The organism is uncultured Senegalimassilia sp., from assembly GCF_934636665.1.
Classification (GTDB): Bacteria; Actinomycetota; Coriobacteriia; order Coriobacteriales; family Eggerthellaceae; genus Senegalimassilia.
Genome location: NZ_CAKUAT010000009.1, coordinates 54,393 through 75,894, shown reverse-complemented (window position 1 = coordinate 75,894; position 21,502 = coordinate 54,393). Strand labels below are relative to the sequence as shown.

The window sequence follows — 21,502 nt, the reverse complement described above, 5'->3', positions numbered from 1 at the left end:
TTTTATAGCTTGAACCTATATCCGTAACCGCGAACCGTTTCCACAAGGCCGGGATCGTAACCGGCTTGCTCGATCTTATCACGCAGGCGCTTGATGTGGGTGTCCACGGTCTTGGTTTCCGTGAGGTATTCCCAGCCCCAGGCGTCGCGCAGCAGCTCCTCGCGCGAGACCACCTTGCCGGCGTTCTTCATAAGGCATGCCATCAGCTCGAACTCGCGGGGCGTCAGGTCGATGTCGCCGGCCGGGCCGGTGGCGGTGTGCGCGTCCTCGTCGAGCGTGATGCCGCTGGCGGTGATGGCGTGGCTGTTCGGCGTGAGCTCGTTGCCCTGGCTGCGGCGTAGCAGCGCGCGGACGCGGGCGATGAGCTCGCGCACGCCGAAGGGCTTGGCCAGGTAATCGTCGCCGCCGATCTCGAGCCCGACCACCTTGTCAAGCTCGGTGTCGCGCGCCGAGAGGAACAGCACGGGCGCCGACGTCTTGGTGCGCAGGCGGCGGCACAGCTCGTAGCCGTCCATGCCGGGCAGCATGATGTCCAGGACGAACAGGTCGTAGTCGTTTTCCTGGGCCATTGCCAGCGCGTCCTCGCCGTTGTCCACGACGTCGGGCTGGAAGCCCTCCTTCTTCAGGGCGTATCCGACGAACTCCGTGATGGAGGGCTCGTCGTCCACGACCAGGATGCGTGAAGGCGTTTCGTTCATGATGGGCCTCTTCTTTCCATTGCGAAAGCTGCTTGCGCGGCGCGCCGGGTCGCGCCGTTGCCGGGCGCCGGGCGCCGCAAGGAAGCAGCTGTTCCACGTTCTTGCGACAACTATACCCGCATCGGCCCGGCAGGTGGGCTTCCCGTCAAAAACACGTTACCTCCCCGGCGCAAAACCGCCCGGCATTTCCCCGATCCGGCCGCCCGGACACCTGGGGACGGAGGCTTATCTGTCAGGTTCCGCGCCGCCCTGCGTTAGGATTCACTCCGCCCCGCGCCGGTGCGTCTCCACCCGAACCCCGCCCGAACCGCTAGGCGCGGACGCTTGGCGGGCGGATTCGGGCGCTTCCCGTGTGCTTGCCGGTCGTCTGGCGGCCTGCTGCTATACTGATGCGCGGAAAAATCGGCCCCATCGCGGAACGCGGCGACGGGGAACATGAGAACGAGGGGAGCGGCGCCATGCTGCTGGCAATAGACGTGGGAAACACCCAGACCGTTTTGGGCGTGTACGAGAACAAGAAGCTGCGCTTCCGCTGGCGCGTGGCCACGAACAAGCTGCACACGTGCGACGAGCTGCGCGTGAAGCTCATCCCGCTGCTCAGCTCCGAGGGCGTCTCGTTCGATGACATCAGCGGCGTGGCCCTGGCGTCGGTGGTCCCGGCGCTCACCGAGGCGTGGTGCCAGGCCACCAAGCAGATGATCGGCGTGCGCGCGGTGGTGTGCACCGCGGAGAACGCCGCCGGGCTGTTCGACGCCGGCGACTACCCCAACCCGCGCGAGATCGGCGCCGACCGCATCGCCGACTGCGTGGCCGCGCGCATGCTGTACGGCTCGCCCGTGGTGGTGGTCGATTTCGGCACCGCCACTAATATGGAAGTGATCGACGAGAAGGGCACGTTCGCCGGCGGCATCATCGCGCCTGGCGTGGACACCAGCGCCCGCGCGCTGTTCAGCCACGCCACCAAGCTGGGCGCCATCGAGCTGGTCAACCCGCATACCTCCATCGGGCGCAACACCGCCCAGGCCATGCAAGTGGGCATCGTCTACGGCGAGGCGGATCGCGTGGACGGCCTGGTCAACCGTATCTTCGAGCAGCTCGGCTACAAGGCGGCCGTCGTGGCCACCGGCGGCCTGGCGCGCCGCGTGGCGCCGCTTTCGCGCACCATCACGCACGTGAATCAGGACCTCACGCTCGAGGGTCTTCGCCTGGTGTACGATAACTTCATGGACAACGACGTCACCGGCCTGTACGGCCGCCCCGACGAGGTATTGGAGTAGGGGAGCTCGCGCTCGGCGGCACGGCTCCGTCCGTCGTCGCGGCGCGCCCTCGCGTCCGGCGCCCCTGGCTTCGCCTTTAGCGCCTTGGGAAGCCGCCGGCAAGGCGGTTCCGTCGCCCGCTTCTCCACAATTGCAACAAATTTGGCCGCATTTTCGCCGTTGCCTTGAAATCTAGGTTTCTTAACGGTTGCGGTTCGATGGCGGGCAGGGCTCGCCGCTACAATGACACCTACGTTCATGCGCCTCGCCAAGGGACGGGGCGCGTCCGCATCCAGACGAGAGAGAGGCCCCGACGTGTTGACCGACATCGAAATCGCCCAGGCAGCGACTCCGCAACCCATCAGCGCCATCGCGCAGAAGGCGGGTGTGCCCGAGCAGTACCTGGAGCAGTACGGAACCACGAAGGCTAAGGTGGACTACAACCTGCTGCGCGATGAGCAGCACACGCCGGGCAAACTGGTGCTCGTGACGGCCATCAACCCCACGCCGGCCGGCGAGGGCAAGACCACCACCACGGTGGGCCTGGCCGACGCGCTGCAGAAGCGCGGCAAGAACCCCGTCGTTGCGCTGCGCGAGCCCAGCCTGGGCCCCGTGTTCGGCATCAAGGGCGGTGCCGCGGGCGGCGGATACGCCCAGGTCATCCCCATGGAGGACATCAACCTGCACTTCACCGGCGACTTCCACGCCATCGGTGCGGCCAACAACCTGCTCGCCGCGCTGCTGGACGCCCACATCCATAACGGCAACGAGCTGGGCATCGACGTCCGCAAGATCACGTGGAAGCGCGTGGTGGACATGAACGACCGTCAGCTGCGCAACATCGTGTGCGGCCTGGGCGGCAGGGCCAACGGCGTGCCGCGCGAGGACGGCTTCGACATCACCGTGGCCAGCGAGATCATGGCCATCTTCTGCCTGGCCACCAGCATCACCGACCTGAAGGAGCGCCTCGGCCGCATCGTGGTCGGCTACACCTTCGACGACCAGCCCGTCACCGCGCACGACCTGCACGCCGAGGGCGCCATGGCCGCGCTGCTCAAGGACGCGCTCAAGCCCAACCTCGTGCAGACGCTCGAGGGCACGCCGGCGTTCGTGCACGGCGGCCCGTTCGCCAACATCGCGCACGGCTGCAACTCCATCATGGCCACGCAGATGGCCCGCGCGCTGGGCGACTACGCCATCACCGAGGCCGGCTTCGGCGCCGACCTGGGCGCTGAGAAGTTCCTGGACATCAAGTGCCGCCTGACCGGCCTGAAGCCCGACGCCGTCGTCGTGGTGGCAACGGTCCGCGCGCTCAAGAACCACGGCGGCGTGGCCAAGGACGCGCTCAACGAGGAGAACCTGCAGGCGCTCGAGGCCGGTCTGCCCAACCTGCTGCAGCACGTGGAGAACATCACGAACGTGTATAACCTGCCGTGCGTGGTGGCCATCAACCGCTTCCCCACCGACACCGAGGCCGAGCTGAAGCTCGTTGAGGATAAGTGCCGCGAGCTGGGCGTGAACGTGGCCCTGTCCGAGGTGTGGGCCAAGGGCGGCGAAGGCGGCCTGGCGCTGGCCGACGAGGTCGTGCGCCTGTGCGAGAACGGCGACGAGGCCGGCCGCAGCGCCGACACGTTCCAGTTCTCCTACGGCGATGACCTGAGCCTGCGCGAGAAGATCGAGGCCGTTGCGAAGAACGTCTACCGTGCCGACGGCGTCGACTTCGAGGCCAAGGCGGCCAAGGAGCTGGCGAAGCTGGAGAAGCTCGGCTTCGGCGACATGCCCGTGTGCATGGCCAAGACTCAGTACAGCTTCAGCGACGATCAGACGAAGCTGGGCGCGCCGCGCGGTTTCCGCATCACCGTGCGCGACGCCAAGGTCAGCGCCGGCGCCGGCTTCGTGGTGGCGCTCACCGGCAACATCATGACCATGCCGGGCCTGGGGAAGAGCCCCGCGGCCTTCAAGATCGACGTCGACGAGACCGGTAAGATCACGGGGCTGTTCTAAGTCCCCGGCGGCGAAGGATGGGCGACGCCCAGTCGCTCAGACAGTCCTCGCTTGGTGAAACAGTCCACTGGACTGTTTCAGTCGCTGCGGAACTCGCTTTGTGGGCATCGCCCATCCTTCGCCTTAGTCGGTTTGCTCGCAAGCTCGTCGGCTCCCGGCGTCGAGCTTGCAGACCGCTTGTGCGGTTGGAAACGGAAAGGAAGCGTATGGATACTTCGTTCGTCGAGGAGCTTGCCTCGGCGGCCCCCACGCCGGGCGGCGGCGGGGCCTCGGCATATTGCGGTGCGCTGGCCTGCGCGCTGGCGTCCATGGTGGGCAATCTGACCGTGGGCAAGAAGACGTATGCCCAGGTGGAACCCGAAGTGTACATGCGCTTGGAGAAGCTGGCGGACCTGCGTGGGCGCCTGCTTTCCCTGGTGGGCGCCGACGCCGAGGCGTTCGGCCCGCTGGCGGCGGCCTACCGCATGCCCAAGGACACCCCCGAGCAGCTTGCGGCCAAGCAGGCCGCCATTCAGGATGCCCTCATCGGCGCCACCGAGGTGCCGCTGGACATCATGTGCACGGCGGCCGCGTGCGTGGAGCACGCCGACTTCCTGGCGCGCAACGGCAGCCGCATGGCCCGCAGCGATGCGGGCGTTTCCGTGGCGTTCGCCCGAGCCGCCGTGGACGGCGCCAGCCTGAACGTGTACATTAACGCGGCGTCCATCGACGACGCCGAACGCGCCGCACGCTATCGCGACGAGGCCGACCGGCTTGTCGCGCAGACGCGCGAGCGCTGCGACGCGGTGTTCGCGTTCGTGAAGGATGCGGTCTCGTAAACGGCCGGCAGGCCGATAGATGAAGGTGGAGAAAACGTGGCAGAGTTGTTGAAGGGCAAGCCGGTCGTCGACCGCATGGCAGAGGATATGCGGGGGCGCATCGCCGCGCTCGAGGAGCAGGGCGTGGAACCCACGCTGGCGCTGGTGCGCCTGGGGCAGCGCCCCGACGACCTCTCGTACGAGCGCACGGCGGTCAAGCGCGCCGCTGGCCTGGGCATTCACACCAAGCCCTACGTGCTCGACGAGTTCGCGCCCGAAGCTGCGCTCAAGGCCACGCTGCAATCCATCAACTACGACAAGACGGTGCACGGCTGCCTGATGTTCCGCCCGCTGCCCGCGTTCATGGACGAGAAGGCCATGTGCAACACGCTGACCGCGGCCAAGGACGTCGACGGCATCTCGCTGGCGTCGCTTGCGGCGGTGTTCGCCGACGCGCCGGACGGCTTCCCCCCTTGCACCGCTGCGGCGTGCGTCGCCATCTTGGAGCACTACAAGGTGCCCATCGTCGGCAAGCACGTGGTGGTCATCGGCCGCAGCCTGGTGGTGGGCAAGCCCGTGTCCATGATGCTGCTGCGCCGCAACGCCAGCGTCACCATCTGCCATAGCCGCACCGAGAACCTGCAGGAGATCAGCCGCTCGGCCGATATCGTCATCTGCGCCACGGGCCGTGCCCGCGCGTACGGCCGCGAATACTTCCGCCCGGGCCAGACGGTGCTCGACGTGGGCATCAACTTCGACGTGCACGGCAAGCTGTGCGGCGACGTGGATTTCGACGAGGTGGAGCCCATCGTGGACGCCATCACGCCGGTGCCCGGCGGCGTGGGTACCGTGACCACCAGCATGACCATGCAGCACACCGTGGCCGCCGCCGAGGCCCAGCTGAAGGAAAGCCTGAAAGGCTAGCCGAACGCCCGCCCTTGCGGCGGGCGTTTTTGTGCTCTGCAGCGGGGCCGCGAGAGCCGTTGGCGCGCCGGCTTCGCGTGCGGCCGGCTGGTCGGCCCCGTTCGCTGCTCGCCCCTTGAAGCGAGGTCGGTGCGCGACGTCGCGCACCGACCTGCCCCCGAAAGCCGTTTTCCCCTGCTTATCCGCCGTTTTCGTGGGCGGGATGCATGTTGTCGCGCATTGGCGTATGATGTGCTGCATTATGGCTAACGGACTGACATACGCACGTAAAACCGCGTCCACGGAGGCAACGAAGCAGCTGGCTGAAACGCTGGCTCCGTACCTGCATCCGGGCGACGTGGTGGTGCTTTCGGGCGATTTGGGCGCCGGCAAAACCCAATTTGTGCAAGGCGTGGCCGCCGGCCTGGGTATTTCCGCCCAGGTTACCAGCCCCACGTTCAATATCCTGCTGGAGTACCACCAGGGGCGCATCCCGCTGTACCACTTCGACCTGTATCGCCTGGACGAGCAGGACGAGCTGGAGGACACGGGCTATTACGATACCATCGACGCCGATGGCGTGTCGTTCATCGAGTGGGGCGAGAAGTTCCCCGGTGCGCTGCCGTACGGCTACCTGGAGATCCGCATCCTGGTGACCGAGGACGGCGGCCGCCGCGTGCTCGCGCACGCGCTGGGAAACCGCGCTCGCCAGCTGCTCACCGTGTGGGCCAACGATTCGAAGGCGCGTCTGTCGAAGAGCACGGCCAGCGCCGGCGGCTTCATCGTGCCGGGTGGTGCCCCTATGAACACGGGATCCATCCCCCCGGTCAAGGTCGCGGAGGCCAAACCCGCCGTTTCGCCTGCTGATTCGTTCGGCTCGCTCGCGCCTGACGCGGCCCAAACGGACGCCGCGCGCTAAGCGGCGTCTCTCAGCGAAACCGGCCATATAAGGAACCATATTCGAAAGCAAGGGGAGCACTGTGCCTGAAACCGCATATGCGTTGGCGTTCGATACGGCGAACGAGGTGATCTCCATCGGGCTGGGCCGTTTGAACGCCGCGGCATGCGCGGTGGAGCCGGTGGCTGCGGTGGAGGTGGCGGCGCATCGCGCGTCGAACACGCAGCTGCTCGTGCGGGTGGACGCCCTGCTGCGCGAGGTCGGCGTGGGGCGCGGCCAGCTGGCGTGCGTGTGCGTCGGCCGCGGCCCGGGGTCGTTCACGGGCGTGCGCATCGCCATGGCCACGGCCAAGGGCGCGGCGCAGGCGCTTGGCGCCGCATTGGTGGGCGTGTCGTCGCTCGACGTGGTGGCCTGGCATGCGTGGGCCTCGGGCGTGCGCGGCCGGCTGGCCGTGGTCGCCGACGCCATGCGCAAGGAGGTCTACCCCGTCCGCTATGCGCTTGATGATGCGGGCGTGCATCGCCTTGAGGCGGACCGTGTGGTGAAAGCCCAGGCGGCAGCCCAGGAATTGGTCGACGAAGCGTCTTCCGGCGCTGCGGCGGACGCGTTGCAGCTGACGGGCGACGGGCTTGCGAAGTACGCGGAGCTGTTCGCCCCCGCGGGCACGTTGCTGCCCGAGGAGTTGTGGGCGCCCACGGGCAGCGGGCTTTTGCTGGCGCTGCAGGACGCGTGGCGCACGGGCGCGGCCGACCCGCTGGACGCGCAGCGCCACAACCCGGCGTTCTTGCTGCCGGTGTACACGCGCCTGTCCGACGCCGAGGAGAACGAGCGCATTCGCCTGGCGAAGAACGACCCGAAAAACCTTGCCACCGGCGTGCAGGACGCCGCGCCGCGACGCGATCAGCGCGCCACCATGCACGATACGGCGGTGCTCAACGCCCGTCCCGACGAGCACGGCATCACGTACAAGCCGCTCGACGCTGCGCACGCCGAACATGTTGCGGCCATGGAATCCCAGGTCATGGGCTCGGACGCGTGGAACGCCGCGCTTGTGGCCGATGAGCTTCCGCGCGCCGATCGCACCTGGTGGGCGGCGTATGCAAGCGGGGAAGGCCCCGATGCGGGTTCCGCCGGCTCCGATGGCGCTTCGCCCGCTGCGCGCGGGAACGTGCTGGTCGGCTATGCCGGCGGCATGGTGATCGACGGGCAGGTGCAAATCCTCAAGATCGGCACCGATCCGGCGTGGCGCCGCCGCGGCATCGCGCGCCAGCTCATTTCCCGCGTGGCTTCCGATGCCCGCGACCTGGGCGCTACCACGTGCTCGCTGGAGGTTCGCGCCTCCAATGTCGGCGCACAGGCGTTCTACGAATCGCTTGGCATGCATTCCATCGGCAAGCGCCCGCATTACTATTCCGACCGCGAGGACGCCGTCATCATGGAGGGCCCGCTGCAGGGCGTTATCGGCTCCTCGGCCGTCGGCGGCGCCGCCGATGCGAAGGCGCTGCGCGCCGTCACCGAGGATGCCGGCGTTCAAGAATCCCCGGTCGACGTCGCCGGCATGACGCTGCGCGTGGACGAGGCGCACGATGCGCAGAAGGCCGCCCAGCCCGCCGCGCAGCTCGAGCGCCCGCTCATCCTGGCTATCGAAAGTTCCTGCGATGAGACGGCGGCAGCAATCGTCGACGGCAAGGGCAACCTGCTTTCCGACGTGGTGGCAAGCCAGATCGACTTCCATTCCCGCTTCGGCGGCGTGGTCCCCGAGATCGCCAGCCGCAAGCACATCGAGGCCATCTGCGGCGTGTGCGACGAATGCCTGGACGTTGCGGCGCAGCGCCTTGGCATGGAGCGTCTGACCTGGGCCGACCTTGACGGTGTGGGCGTCACGTACGCGCCGGGCCTGGTGGGTGCGCTGGTGGTGGGCGTGGCGTTCGCCAAGGGCGCGGCCTGGGCCGCCGACAAGCCGCTGGTGGGCGTGAACCACCTTGAGGGCCATATGTACGCCAACAAGATCGGCGCGCCCGATTTCGCCCCGCCGGCGGTGGTTTCCCTGGTCAGCGGCGGAAACACCATGCTCGTGCACATGCGCGGCTGGGGCGATTACCGCGTGCTGGGCGCCACCATCGACGACGCGGTGGGCGAGGCGTTCGACAAGGTGGCCAAGGCGCTCGGCTTGGGTTACCCGGGCGGCCCCGTGGTGTCGGCGCAGGGCGCCAAGGGCAACCCGAAGGCCATTGAGTTCCCGCGTGCCATGATGCATTCGGGCGACATGCGCTTCAGCCTTTCGGGCCTGAAGACCGCCGTGGTCACCTACATCAACAACGAGCGCGCCGCGGGCCGCGAGCTCAACGTGCCGGATATCTGCGCCAGCTTCGAGGCCGCCGTGGTGGACGTGCAGGTGAAGAAGGCCGAGATGGCGCTGCGCGAAACGGGCGCTCCCACGTTCTGCCTGGGCGGCGGCGTGGCGGCGAACCCCGTGCTGCGCGCGGCGTACGAGAAGCTGTGCAAGAAGATGCACGTGCGCCTGGTCATGCCTCCGCTTTCGGCTTGCGGCGACAATGCCGGCATGATCGCCCTGGTGGCGCTCGACCGCTTCCGCCAGGGGAAGTTCTACGGTCTTGAGACCGACGCGCAAGCCCACGCGGACCTGGAACAGGAGTACTAGCAACCGCTGGCCTTGAGGATTCGCGAAAACGGCTCCTGTCGGCGTTTTGCCTGATGGAGGGGACTTTGCCGCTTGCACCGTACGCGGGTTGCGAGACTGCGCCCCCTTGTCGGCCCTCGGCCGCTGAGCCGTTGCAACCGCAGCTTGCGTGTTCGCTTCATGCCGAACGCGCGGCGCGGCTGCGCGAACGGCTATACTGGAATGCTGAACGAACGGCCCGCTCAGGGCCGGCTTGATGAAACGCGCTTGGCAGCTGCCGGCGCGATGCTTTCGCCGTCGGGCGCTTTGGCCCGCGGCGAGTGCGAACTGATACGCAAGGAGCAGCACCGCATGGCCATCGATACCGCCACCGGCAAGGAAGCGCCGGCCGAGATCTCGTCCGAACGCGTGAAGGACATCTTCTCCGCCATCGCGAAGAAGTACGAGCGTTTCAACGCCATCTCCAGTTTCGGCGCTTACAAAATGTGGCTGGCGGGCATGATGAAACAGGCTCCCATCAGCGCAAACGATGACGTGCTGGATATTGCGGGCGGAACGGGCGACGTCAGCTTCACCGTGGCGCGCGCCAAGCACCCGCGCCATATCCAGTGCACCGATCTGGTCAACGAGATGCTCGACGTGGCCCGCGCGCATTACGCCGACGGCGCGGCCGACGGCGTGCCGGTGGACTTCGAGGTGGTTGACGCGCAGGATATCCCTTACGCCGACGCTAGCTACGACGCCATCACCATGGCTTACGGCATCCGCAACATGCCCGACCGCCCGCTTGCGCTGTCGGAGATGTATCGCGTGCTCAAGCCCGGCGGCAGCCTGGTGTGCCTTGAGTTCAGCACCCCGCCCAACGCCGTTTGGCGCGCGCTGTACAACTTCTACCTGAAGCACCTCATCCCGTTCTGGGGCGGCCTGATCACGGGCGACCGCGACGGTTTCGTGTACCTGTCGAAGTCCATCAAGGCGTTCCCCAACCAGCAGGGCCTGGCCCGCATGATGGAGGACGCCGGCTTCACAGACGTCACCTGGAAGAACTACACCGGCGGCATCGCCGCAGTTCACGTAGCGAAAAAGCCCGAGTAGCGCCAATCACGGAAGATTCCGACCGTAACGATCGAAAGCCCGCCGCCGGCGGGCTTTCGTGTTTCCGACCTCGGTTTCAGTCAACTTTAAGGGTGTGTTCGTAGTATCTAGCCTCGAAATGTTCCCCGAGTGTGGGCCGCTGGGCCCTTGGGAGGAAACGATGACTTCATTCACCGACACCTTTGAACGCAAAGAGGTCAAATACCGCTTAAACGCGAAGCAGCATCGCGAAGTGCTCGACGCGCTGGCAGGGCGCATGGCCGCCGATGAGTACGGCCGCACGCGCATCACCAGCTTGTACTTCGACACGCCGACGCGCGACCTGATCGCGCGCAGCCTGGAAAAGCCCCTGTACAAGGAGAAGCTGCGCGTGCGCTGGTACGGGACGCCGACTTCGGGCGAGCGCGTGTACGTGGAGATCAAGAAGAAGTACGACGGCATCGTGTACAAGCGCCGCGTGGGATGTTCGCTGACGGCGGCGTGCGCGTACCTGATGGGGCGCGTGCCCTACGAGAACGCCTGCGTGCAAAACCCGCTGTCCGACCAGGTGCAACAGGACGAGGCGCTCACGCTGCACAGCATCCAGATCGCCCGTGAGATCGATGCGTTCACGGCGCGCTACCGTAACCTGCGGCCTTCCATGTACATCGTGTGCGAGCGCACGGCGTACGCCCCGGTGCCGGGCGCCGACGCCGATGGGCTGCGCATCACGTTCGATTCGGGCGTCGCGTATCGCGATGTGCTGGCCGGCGAGCGCGAGGCGGGCAGCGCCTTCCATCCGCTTTTGGGTTTGGGCGAGACGATCATGGAGGTGAAGACCGCAGGCACTTACCCGCCCTGGCTGGTCGAGGTGCTTGGCGGGTGCCAGGCGTACCCGTCGTCGTTCAGCAAGTACGGCGCTGCCTACCAAGAATGCGAGCGTGCCGCCGGTACCCGTTTTGTTCGCGGCGCTTTCCCGTCTCTGACCTCCCGAAAGGATAATCGTCGTGCTTGATTCCGCGCTCTCCTCGGTCTTCGGAACGACCGATTCCCTGGTGGCGAGCGTGTCCACCGTGCAGTTCCTGATGTGCTGCGCCGCGTCCATCGTGCTCGGCGCGGCCGTGGCCTGCATCTACATGTTCCGTCATAAGTATTCGAAGAATTTTGTGGTGACCCTGGCGCTGCTGCCGCTGATCGTGCAGATGGTGATCACCCTGGTCAACGGCAACCTTGGCGCGGGCATCGCCGTCATGGGCGTGTTCAACCTGGTACGCTTCCGCAGCATCCCGGGCAGCGCGAAGGACATCGGCAGCGTGTTCCTTGCCATGGCGATCGGCCTGGCAACCGGCATGGGATTCATTGCGCTGGCCGTCTTGTTCACGTTCATTGTGGGCGTGGTGAACGTGGTGTACGTGCTGTCGCCGTTCGGTCGCCCGCAGCAGCCGGAGAAGGTGCTCCGCGTGACGGTGCCCGAGGACCTGGAGTTCGACGGTATGTTCGACGCCGTACCGGCGCGCTATACCGCTGAGCACGAGCTGACCGAGGTTTGCACCACGAACATGGGCAGTTTGTACCAGCTTGAGTATCGGGTGCGTCTGGCACAGCCCGGGATCGAGAAACGCCTGATGGACGAGGTGCGCTGCCTGAACGGGAACCTGAAGGTCAGCTTGAGCAACGCGCAGATTTCCAAGGAGGTGCTCTAAATGGGCCGGTTTGCGAACCGACGCGCCCGGGCGGCGCGCGAAGGCGCTGCCGATGGACCCGGGGCGTTTCGCCGGGCTGTTGGCGAAGAAGAGGAGCAGAGTCTCGATGTCGCCGCGCCTGCGGCGGGCGGATCATCGGCGAGGGAGCGCACCGATGTGCGCGGGCTGACGCGCCTGGCGTGCGGCGCGATCGCCCTGCTGGCTTTGAGCGGCGTGCTTGCGATGGAAGGCTGCGCGGCGGTTTCGACGGGTGCGGAAAACTCGGCCGCATCCGAGCAGGCCGCTGCGGCAAGCGCCTCCGACGCGGAGTACGCATCGTTCGAAGAGGTTGCGGCTGCGTTTGACGAAAGCGCTCTTGACCTGGACTATTCCAAGCGCGACCTTGATGCTTCCTATGACGCGTCGTCGGCGACCGTCATCACGCTGTCCGGCGATTCGGCCAGCGTGCAGGGGACGGGCGCCCAGGCGTCCGCCGACGGCGTGGTCATCTCGTCGGCGGGCACGTACGTGGTGTCGGGCGAGCTGACCGACGGGCAGCTGCTGGTCGACGCCGGCGACGATGACAAGGTGCAGCTGGTGTTGGCGGGCACGACCATTCATAACGAGGACGGCTCGGCGATCTACGTGCGCAACGCCGACAAGTGCTTCGTCACCTTGGACGCAGGGACGGAGAACAGCCTGTCCGATGGGTCGTCATGTGCGCTGGAAGATGATTCCGATGAGCCCTATGCCACGCTGTTCAGCCGCTGCGACCTGACGCTGAACGGGTCCGGGACGCTGAACGTGACGAGCGCGTATCGCCACGCGGTGTGCTCGAAGGACGATCTGGTGGTGGTATCGGGAACGTACAACATCAGCGCCGTGGAAGACGGCCTGCGCGGTCGCGATTGCGTGAAGATCCGCGACGGCGTCTTCGCCATCGAAGCGGGCGGCGACGGCATCAAGTCGAACAAGGACGACAAGCCGACGAAGGGTTTCGTGAGCATCGACGGCGGCACGTTCGACATCCAAGCCGGTGACGATGCGGTGCAAGGCAAGACGCTCGTCCGTCTTGCGGGCGGCTCGATGACGGTGGCGGCCAACGATGACGCGTTCCATTCCGATTTGGAGATGCATCTGCTGGGCTCCGCGATAGAGGTGAGCGCCGGCGACGACGCGTTCCATGCGGAGACGAAGCTGACCGTGGACGACGGAACCGTGAACGTGACCAGCTGTTATGAGGGCTACGAAGCGGAGAAGGTCTACGTCAACGGCGGCAACACGCACATCGTGGCAAGCGATGACGGCGTGAACGCCAGCGCTGCCGACCTGTCCGACGATGCCGACGCCGATACGGTGAGCACCACGCTGCCCAACGGTGGCACGCCCGGTGTGCCCGGCCAGGGCGGCGGCGCGGCGGCTCAGAACGCCGGCGGCCAGGCACCCGCAGGCGCCCCGCAGGGTGGGCAGGCCCCGGAAGCTGCGGGCGCGCAGCAAGGTGGTCAAGCCCCCGATGCTGCCGGTGCTCAGCAGGGCGGAAGCGCGCCCGAGCTGCCGGCCGGCGATAATGCGGGCGGTGCCGCCGATCCCGGCCAGCAGGGCGGAGGCCCCGCGGCAGGCGGCGGCATGGGCCAGGCCGATGACGACTGCCTCATCCAGATCAACGGCGGCTACTTGGTGGTGGATTCCGTCGGCGATGCCATCGACAGCAACGGCAACGTCGAGGTGACGGGCGGTGTGCTGCTGGTCTCCGGGCCCACCAGCGACGGCGACGGCGCGTTCGACTACGACGGCAGCGCGACCGTCACTGGCGGCACCGTGCTCATGGTGGGTTCCACGGGCATGGCGCAAAACTTCACCAGCGGCACGCAGGCCTTCGCCATGGCCTCGGCAAGCGGCGAGGCCGGCCAGAGCGTATGCGTGGTCGACGGCAGCGGCAACGTGGTGGCGTCGTTCACGGCCACCAAGCGCTTCTGCATGGTGCTGGCGTCCAGCCCGGCTTTTGCGGAAGGCGGCGAATACACCCTGGTCATCGGCGGTGAGGTGGCGAACGCCAACGCCGACGGCTACACGGATTCCGGCACGGTGAGCGGCGGCAGCGAAACCGCGATCACGGCCAGCTGCACGGCGTCTGCGGGCGTTGGCGGCATGGATGGAGCCGGCGGCATGGGTGGCATGGGCGCCGCAGGCGCGAACGGAGCCGGCGGTGCGGTCGGTGTGGACGGCCCTGCTGCAGGCGGCAGCAAGTAAGAGGTCCGGATTCGGCAGGAGCCTCCGTCCCCAAATGGCACTCGGGGACGGAGGCTTATCTGCCAGGTTTGCTCTTGGTCGCTCTGCCCGTTCGATTGCTCCCGAGGCGGTCGGCGGCTGGTAAGACGCTTCGGCGAACCGCCGTTTGCGGCGGGGGTTTGCGGACCCCAAGCATCCTAATCCTACGTCCCCCAAGCGTCCGACCCCCTGAGCGTCTTGCTTGCTTGCCGTTTGCGGTGGGGGTTTGCGGAGTTCTCGAGCACTCCATCGTGATGGAGTACAATAAAGGCAAAGGACCCGGTGAATCGGAAAGGCGATGCCGAATGAGCGAGCTGAGAACCCCCGAGGTGGAGGATCTGCTGACCGTTTTCTCAAAAATCCAGGACAAGGACGACATCTTCCTGCTGCTTGAAGATCTGTTCACCATCCGCGAGATCCGCGAGACCTCGCAGCGCCTGGCCGTTGCTCGCCAGCTCGACGCCGGCAACTCGTATGCTTCCATCGAGAAGGCCACGGGGGCTTCGGCAACCACCATCGCCCGCGTGTCGAAGTGCCTGAGCTACGGCGCCGGCGGCTACACCATGGCGCTCAACATCCTGGACGACGTTCGCAAAGGGAAGTAGAACCCGAGCGGCAGGGCGGAACCGGAGCTTCCCGGCATGCCCCGCGCGGTGCCTCTTGCAGCGCATCTGTCGCCAACACGTTGATACGGCTGAATCGAACCCGCCGTCCTCCTTCGAGGGCGGCGGGTTTTTGTGTTCTCGCGCGATTTCGCCCTCTCCGCCGCCCACATTCTTCGTTTCGCACCCCCGCTTCTCCGTACGTAATCTCCGCTTTGTCGCCTTTCGCTTCGTCCCCTTCCTTTCTTCGACGGTTCGTACATCTCTTCACCACGCGCCCCAGCTTCGCCGTCTGCCAGACCCCGGACATTGAATGAACGCGCCGTTTGGGTGCGCGAAACGCGAATCGCGCGAAGCTTACATGGGGGAGCCCTGCGTATCATCGTCCTGGCGTGAGGAAAAGCTAGCATGGAAAAGCTGTGGCGTTGCAAGTGAAAAGTTCACCGTGTATTACAATGCCCGATGGCAAAATGCAATCAACGTGCCCGCAAGGGCGTTTCAGAGGTGTCACATGGTTCGTCCCCGTCCGCAGATCGATCGTCGCCTGTTCGTTTCGGCAGCTGCGCTGTTCGGCGCATCCACGGTGCTTGGGACCGTTCCCGCTTGGGCCGATGACGAGGACGATAAGGAAAAGGACTCCGACGACAAGGAGAAGAAGAACGACGAGCCCGACGCCGAGGAGAAGCTGGCGCAGGCCGATGCCGTGTATCAGCGCGTGGCGTCGCTGCAAAACGAGCTGGCAGAGGCGGCGCAGGCCTACTATCAGGCGCTTGACGAGCACGAGGCGGCGGTGAACGCGGTCGACGACGCTCAGCGCCGCATCGACGAGGCTTCCGCGCAGATCGACACGCTGCAGGATCGCCTGGCCAAACGTGCCGTGGGCATGTACAAAGCCGGCAAGTTCACCGTCATTGACCTGCTCATGGGCTCGGCGTCGTTCAAGGAATTCGCCACGGGCCTGGACATGTACGACGCGCTCAACGAGAACGACGAGCGAATGATCGAGGAGACCAAGGCCCTGCGCGACCAGGTGGCCGCCGACAAGGAGCAGCTCGAGCTGGAGGAGCAGGCGGCGAAGGAGGCGGCCGAGCAGGCAGAGCGCGTCAAGAACGAGGCGCAGGAGAAGGTTGCCGCCATGCAGGCCATTCTCCAGCAGCTTGACGAAGAGGCGAAGGCGGCGCTGGAATCCATGCAGGACCGCGATCGCGCCGAGGCGGCGCAGGCATCGTCGGCGCAGGTCAGGCGCGCGTATGCGTACAACATCCCGTCGGTTCCGATTCCGGCCAACGGCTCGGTGGTGGATTACGCGCTCTCGCGCATCGGCTGCCCGTACGTGTGGGGCGCCGAGGGCCCCGAGACGTTCGACTGCTCGGGTTTGGTGCGTTGGGCGTATCTGCAGGTGGGTATTTCGCTGCCGCATCAGACGGAATCGCTGTACTACGCGGCCGCGGCGCAGCTGCCCGTGGAGAGCGCGCAGCCCGGCGACGTGCTGTGGATCAGTTACGGCGACGGATACAACGGCCACGTGGCCATCGCCTGCAACGAGGGCGGCACACATTACGTGCACGCCCCCACGTTCGGCGCCTTCGTGCGCGACACCGATCCGCTGTCTTGGGCAGGCTTCACCCACGCGCTGCGCTTTGCGTAAGGGCGCGGCTGCTTTCGGCTGGCGAAAAGGCCGGCGCTCACCGAGCGCACGACCCCCTCGCGTAGGGACGCGGCTGGTTGGTTGCCGATTGCGTAGCGTTTTGCGAAGAGCCGCGGCTGAATTCGGCTGGCGAAAGGATCAGCGCCCGCCGATGGCCGGATCCCTCGAGTAAGCCCGGCTGGTTTCGGCTGGCAGTAGGGCTAAGCGCCCGCCGAGCGCGCTGTGTTTTGCGTAAGCCCGCCTACTTCGCATTTCGCGCGAAAATCTCCAGCACCAGCTGCAAACGGGTGCCCAACGGCAAGGGGTTCTGCTTCAGGAATCGCGGCACCTCGCGAAGCGGCAGCGTGAACACCTCGATAAACTCGCCGTGCTCGGGATGGGCCGCTTCGTCCTTCTCTACCTGGGCGAATACCGTCTGCACGCTTTCGTCGCTCATGCCGGTCGACGAATGCCCGGCTTGCGGCAGCAGCTCCACGGCACCTTCCGGGATGTCGGTGCGCAGGCCGTAACCCGTTTCCTCGCGCAGCTCGCGGTCCACGGCCACGGCAAGGTCCTCGCCGGGCTCAACCAGGCCCGCGGGCAGGCCGACCACCCAGCTGTTCAGCGGATAGCGGAACTCGCGGATGAGCACCAGGTTGCCGTCGCGCGTGATGGGCACGATGGACACGGCGTCGGCTGTGCGCTTGCCGCTGGTGCCGGCCGCCTGCTCGGCCGCGGCGATGGCTGCGGCGCCGAAATCGTCAGCGCCCTCGTCGATGGCCGCGATGGCCGTGTTGCTGCGCGCCTCAAGCCGCGCCAGCTCGGCGCGATACGCCTCCGGGTCCTTGCGCGAGGCCGCTTCATATATGTAGTCGCTGCCGTCGGGCAGCACGTACGTGAGAATGTACTTCTTGATCCAGCCGTCTGATACTTGCTCGATGTGCTTCAGCTGCGGGGTTTCGCGCATAGCGGGTTCCTTCCTGTCGATTAACGACATGGTAGCGCAAGCGCGGGCGGAGCGCTTCCCCGCCTAAACGCAGGACCGCCGCGGCGGGAAGCCGCGGCGGTCCTCTGCGATGCGGGGAGGGAGACCCCGCGATGGGCTTCGCCGCCCCGGGATGGGAGGCGGGGCGGCGAAGCGGCGCCGATGGGAAGACGGCGCCATGGGAATCGGCGGGGCGCGGGTGGGAATCCCGCGCCCCGCGCGCCAGGCGGGAGTGGGAGAATCCGCCTGGCCGGATCGCGGATGGGAGGGCGCGATCCGTAAAGGGAAGGGATAAGGAACGGTTCATATAGTAGGTGCGCGTCCTGAAAGAAGCCTTAAAGAAGCATGAACGCCGCGTGAAGATGGGGGGGCGGGCCGCTGGGTTTGCATGCTCGCGAGTGTCGCTTGCGGGCGGCTCGTCGGTCCTGCGCTTAGCTCGTTGCGCGACCTCAACGGCAGCTGCGCGGTTCGCGGCCCCGTCGCCCGATGCCCGCCGCTCGGTTTGCGGCCTCGCTCGACCCCTCAAGTTCCCGCATCGTGACGCGAAAATGACGTGAAGGTAACGCGTTAGCACTCTCGCTTGCAGAGTGCTAACGCGAGGACTATAACAATAGCTGTTCAAAGGAACGGCCCCTTGAACGGGGTCGCAACGAAAGCAACCGAAACGGCGGCGGAACAACCTGCCGGCCCGTTCGCAAGCTTGACGGCAGTTGCGCGACGCAGCGCAACCGCTTGCCGGGCAAGCGCATCGGGCATCGGCGCCCGACCGGGGATCGGCCGGCGCCGGGCAGCGAGATTCGCCCCAAGAAACGGAGATGACGATGATGTCCATGTTGGTACCCCGCTCTAATCGTATTTTCAACGACCTTATGACCGACCCGTTCGAGAACTTCTTCGGTACCATGGCGGCGCCGAGCGTGAAGACCACGCCGAACCTGATGCGCACCGACATCCGCGAAACCGAGACCGGCTTCGAGCTGACCATCGACCTGCCGGGCTTCGATAAGGAAGGCGTGCAGGCCGAGCTGAAGGACGGCTACCTGACCGTCACCGCCGAAACCAAGCAGGAGACCGAGGACAAGAAGGGCACCTACGTGCGCCAGGAGCGCTTCAGCGGCAAGTGCAGCCGTACCTTCTACGTCGGCGACGACATCGAGGAAGGCGACATCAAGGCCAAGTTCGACAACGGCACCTTGCAGATCGACGTGCCGAAGAAGATCGCCAAGCCCGAGCCCGAAACCTCGCGTTCCATCTCCATCGACTAGCCGGGTCGAGCGCTTCCGGTCAATCGTGAGCTGCGCGCATAGCGCGAAGCCGCGAGCGCTTGCCGGTTGCCGGCAAGTCGCGGGCGATGCTTGCTCTTGCGCGGCTCGCGATCACGAATCGGTTCTTCCTCTGCCCCTCGCTTGAACCTTTTCTCAACTCTCACCTCCTTATGAAAGCCCCGTCGCGGCATGTCCGCGGCGGGGCTTTCCGCGTTTCTTTACCCCACTCTCACCTGGGTAAACACTAAGTTTACCCCACGGGGGTACTAGGCGTGCGCGCCTGTGCGGGCGCATGATGTGCGCGTTGAGTGGGGCCGTGGAGGTCCCCGCGGCAAGTCCGGCGGGTGGGGCACGGCGCAGCGCGTCGCTTTCGCCGGCATGCGGCCGCCGTCCGGTCGCTGACGTCTTCCTCCAGCGTCGTCGCACCCGCCGGGCTTGCCGAAGGTCTCAAGGAAAAGGAGAGGAACGAATGGCTGAAGACGAGAAGTTCTCCCAGCCCGAGGAGGGCGCGCAAACGCCTTCCCCGAAGCGCAAGGCCAAGCGCGGCTGGATCATCGGCGGCGTCGTGGCTGCCGTAATCGTGGTGGCAGGTGCAGGTTTTTGGGTGTGGCACGAAACGCCCAGCTTCTGCAACTCCATTTGCCACAGTCCTATGGACAGCTACGTTGACACGTACTACTCCGGCGACAAGGGCATGTTGGTGACTGCCCACGCCGAGGCGGGCAACAACTGCCTGAGCTGCCACGAGCCCGTGATCACCGAGCAGGTGGGCGAGGCCATGAAGTGGGTTGCCGATGACTACCCGATGACGGCCGACGGCGCGAAGCTGGCTGACGGCGCCGACATGGCCAGCGAGGAGTTCTGCGCGAAGAGCGGCTGCCACAACATGGACGACGTTGTGGCCGCAACCTGGGGCTTTGAGGGCAACGACGAGAAGTACAACCCGCACAGCAGCCACCAGGACCTGGCGCTTGAGTGCGGCGACTGCCACAAGGCGCACGAAACCAGCGTGCTTATGTGCAACCAGTGCCACGACCTGAACATGCCCGAGGGATGGGAGGCTCCTCATGCAGCATAACGGACTCGATCGCCGCACGTTTCTGAAGGGTGCGGGCATCACGGCCATCGGCGCGGCCGCCATGGGCGCGCTCACGGGCTGCGGCAACGGCTTCGCGGTTGCCGAAAGCGAAGAGCCGGTGCGCGAAACCGCTGGTCAGGCAAGCGCAACTGGCTGGCTGGGCGAGGCGCCCGAAATTGCCGAGCGCGACATCACCGAAACGCTGGACTACGAAGTGGTCGTGTGCGGCTGCAAAACCGGCGGCTTGCCGGCCGTTATCTCTGCAGCTGAAAACGGTGCGCGCGTACTGGGCATCGACCGCGTTTCGAAGGTGAGCAACCCGCGTGAGGACATCGGCGCCATCGACTCGAAGCTGCAGCTGGCCTCGTTCGACGAGTATCCGCAGTTCAAGATCGACAAGATGGAAGCCATGGAGGACATCGTCCGCTATGCGAACGGCTTTGTGAACTACGACTTGGTGAAGCTGTGGGCCAACGAATCCGGCGCCATGCTCGACTGGCTGACCGAGATTGTTGAGCGCGATGGCCGCCTGCGCATGGACTTCGAGGGCTCCGTGGGCACCGAGGGCCAGGGCGCACGTGACAAGGCGTGGGCAACCGGCCATTCTCCGAACAAGACCGAGCTGGGCAAGCAGGACAAGAACTTCACGTTCGGCGTGTCTCTGAAGGAATACGCCGAGGAAAAGGGTGCCGAGTTCCGCTGGGAAACTGAGCTTATCAAGTGCGAGCAGGACGCGAATGGCCGCGTGACCGGCGTCATCGCTCGCGACGTGAAGGACCGCCACTACATCCGCATCAACGCGAGCAAGGGCGTTATTCTGACCACCGGTGGCTACGGCAACAACCTTGAAATGATGCAGGCGCGCCAGCCGTGGAACCAGAAGATTCGCATTGCAGCTCCCGGCAAGGGCGGCAACCCCACCGGCGACGGCATCAAGGCTGCGCTGTGGTGCGGTGGTGAGATGGACCCGCTGGGTGCGGCGTGCACGTTCAACCGCGCATGCGTCAAGCCCGATGAGCTGGCCGGCGACGGCGTTGTCGGCGAGTGGTGGTGGTTCGGCGAGCAGCCGTTCATGAAGGTGAACCTCAACGGTAAGCGCTTCTGCAACGAGTCCGGCCCGTACGATTACATGCTGCACTCCACCATCATGCAGCCTGGTCACACGTACTGCGACATCTTCGACAGCGATTACGCCGCGCAGGTCAAGCAGATGAACGAGGTTGGCTGCTGCCGCCTGTACCCGTTCGACAACGGCAGCCCGTCGAACCGCTCGATCGACGACATGCCCGCCCTGTTCGACAGCTTGCTGGAGAAGGGCTACCTGCAGAAGGCCGACACGCCCGAGGAGCTGGCCGAGAAGCTGAACATCCCGGTGGACAACTTCGTGGAGACGTTCAACCGTTACAATGAGATGGCCGAGAACGGCAAGGACGAGGACTACAACAAGGAGCCGTATCGCCTGATGGCGCTGAAGACGCCGCCGTATTACGGCATCCGCACGGGCGCGTGGTTCCTGGCAACGCTGGACGGCGTGCGCATCAACACGAATATGCACCCGGTGCGCGCCGACGGCTCCGAGATCGAGGGCCTGTACATGGCCGGCGACTGCTCGGGCGGCTTCTTCAGCGTAAGCTACCCGAACCTGTTCACGGGCCTGGCCTGCGGCCGCACCATGACGTTCGGCCGCCGCGCCGGCATGCTGGCCGCAACCGGCCAGGCGTAGG

Annotated in this window: 17 protein-coding genes; 15 read left to right on the top strand and 2 right to left on the bottom strand. The window is 66.0% G+C overall.

Features of this window, described 5'->3' with window-relative positions; genetic code table 11:
• Positions 1-2: 2 nt before the first annotated feature.
• On the bottom strand, positions 3-698 hold the full coding sequence (locus Q0G75_RS05095; RefSeq protein WP_042433509.1) for a response regulator transcription factor: 696 nt from the start codon (positions 696-698) through the stop codon (positions 3-5).
• 458 nt (positions 699-1,156) lie between these two features.
• On the opposite strand from Q0G75_RS05095, the gene Q0G75_RS05090 reads away from it, so the two are divergent.
• From Q0G75_RS05090 to Q0G75_RS05035, 12 genes are all read left to right on the top strand, one after another.
• Positions 1,157-1,975: a type III pantothenate kinase gene (locus Q0G75_RS05090; RefSeq protein ID WP_294417816.1), complete on the top strand. Its 819-nt coding sequence runs from the start codon at positions 1,157-1,159 to the stop codon at positions 1,973-1,975.
• Between the two features lie 294 nt (positions 1,976-2,269).
• On the top strand, positions 2,270-3,958 hold the full coding sequence (locus Q0G75_RS05085) for a formate--tetrahydrofolate ligase (RefSeq protein WP_294417815.1): 1,689 nt from the start codon (positions 2,270-2,272) through the stop codon (positions 3,956-3,958).
• Positions 3,959-4,164: 206 nt separating this feature from the next.
• Positions 4,165-4,776, top strand: a complete 612-nt coding sequence (locus Q0G75_RS05080; RefSeq protein WP_294417813.1) for a cyclodeaminase/cyclohydrolase family protein — start codon at positions 4,165-4,167, stop codon at positions 4,774-4,776.
• A gap of 36 nt (positions 4,777-4,812) precedes the next feature.
• A complete protein-coding gene (locus Q0G75_RS05075; RefSeq protein WP_294417809.1) occupies positions 4,813-5,679 on the top strand; it encodes a bifunctional 5,10-methylenetetrahydrofolate dehydrogenase/5,10-methenyltetrahydrofolate cyclohydrolase in 867 nt (288 codons plus the stop codon).
• 241 nt (positions 5,680-5,920) lie between these two features.
• Positions 5,921-6,577, top strand: coding sequence for a tRNA (adenosine(37)-N6)-threonylcarbamoyltransferase complex ATPase subunit type 1 TsaE (gene tsaE, locus Q0G75_RS05070; protein ID WP_294417808.1), 657 nt, complete (start codon positions 5,921-5,923; stop codon positions 6,575-6,577).
• Positions 6,578-6,638: 61 nt separating this feature from the next.
• The gene (gene tsaD / locus Q0G75_RS05065; RefSeq protein WP_294417805.1) at positions 6,639-9,218 is read left to right on the top strand and encodes a tRNA (adenosine(37)-N6)-threonylcarbamoyltransferase complex transferase subunit TsaD; all 2,580 of its coding nucleotides are present in this window, start codon (positions 6,639-6,641) and stop codon (positions 9,216-9,218) included.
• Between the two features lie 330 nt (positions 9,219-9,548).
• Positions 9,549-10,292 (top strand): class I SAM-dependent methyltransferase, encoded by a 744-nt coding sequence (locus tag Q0G75_RS05060; protein ID WP_294417802.1) that lies wholly within the window; start codon positions 9,549-9,551, stop codon positions 10,290-10,292.
• Between the two features lie 160 nt (positions 10,293-10,452).
• Positions 10,453-11,286: a polyphosphate polymerase domain-containing protein gene (locus Q0G75_RS05055; RefSeq protein WP_294417800.1), complete on the top strand. Its 834-nt coding sequence runs from the start codon at positions 10,453-10,455 to the stop codon at positions 11,284-11,286.
• Entirely contained in the window at positions 11,279-11,974 is a 696-nt protein-coding gene (locus tag Q0G75_RS05050; RefSeq protein WP_294417798.1) for a DUF4956 domain-containing protein, read from the top strand. Before Q0G75_RS05055 ends, Q0G75_RS05050 begins: the two co-directional genes overlap by 8 nt.
• Positions 11,975-14,203 carry a carbohydrate-binding domain-containing protein gene (locus Q0G75_RS05045; protein WP_294417796.1) on the top strand — a complete coding sequence of 743 codons (2,229 nt, stop codon included), beginning with the start codon at positions 11,975-11,977 and terminating at the stop codon, positions 14,201-14,203.
• 323 nt (positions 14,204-14,526) lie between these two features.
• A complete protein-coding gene (locus tag Q0G75_RS05040; RefSeq protein WP_294417795.1) occupies positions 14,527-14,826 on the top strand; it encodes a YerC/YecD family TrpR-related protein in 300 nt (99 codons plus the stop codon).
• Between the two features lie 508 nt (positions 14,827-15,334).
• The gene (locus Q0G75_RS05035) at positions 15,335-16,471 is read left to right on the top strand and encodes a C40 family peptidase (RefSeq protein WP_294417792.1); all 1,137 of its coding nucleotides are present in this window, start codon (positions 15,335-15,337) and stop codon (positions 16,469-16,471) included.
• A 241-nt stretch (positions 16,472-16,712) separates the two neighbouring features.
• Here the strand turns inward: Q0G75_RS05035 and Q0G75_RS05030 are convergent, their stop codons facing one another.
• Positions 16,713-17,417 (bottom strand): NUDIX hydrolase, encoded by a 705-nt coding sequence (locus Q0G75_RS05030; protein ID WP_294417790.1) that lies wholly within the window; start codon positions 17,415-17,417, stop codon positions 16,713-16,715.
• Between the two features lie 833 nt (positions 17,418-18,250).
• On the opposite strand from Q0G75_RS05030, the gene Q0G75_RS05025 reads away from it, so the two are divergent.
• From Q0G75_RS05025 to Q0G75_RS05015, 3 genes are all read left to right on the top strand, one after another.
• On the top strand, positions 18,251-18,700 hold the full coding sequence (locus Q0G75_RS05025) for an Hsp20/alpha crystallin family protein (protein WP_294381256.1): 450 nt from the start codon (positions 18,251-18,253) through the stop codon (positions 18,698-18,700).
• Between the two features lie 469 nt (positions 18,701-19,169).
• Entirely contained in the window at positions 19,170-19,778 is a 609-nt protein-coding gene (locus tag Q0G75_RS05020) for a cytochrome c3 family protein (protein WP_294417788.1), read from the top strand.
• A complete protein-coding gene (locus Q0G75_RS05015) occupies positions 19,768-21,501 on the top strand; it encodes an FAD-binding protein (RefSeq protein WP_294417786.1) in 1,734 nt (577 codons plus the stop codon). The genes Q0G75_RS05020 and Q0G75_RS05015 overlap by 11 nt, the downstream gene beginning before the upstream one ends.
• Position 21,502: the final 1 nt, after the last annotated feature.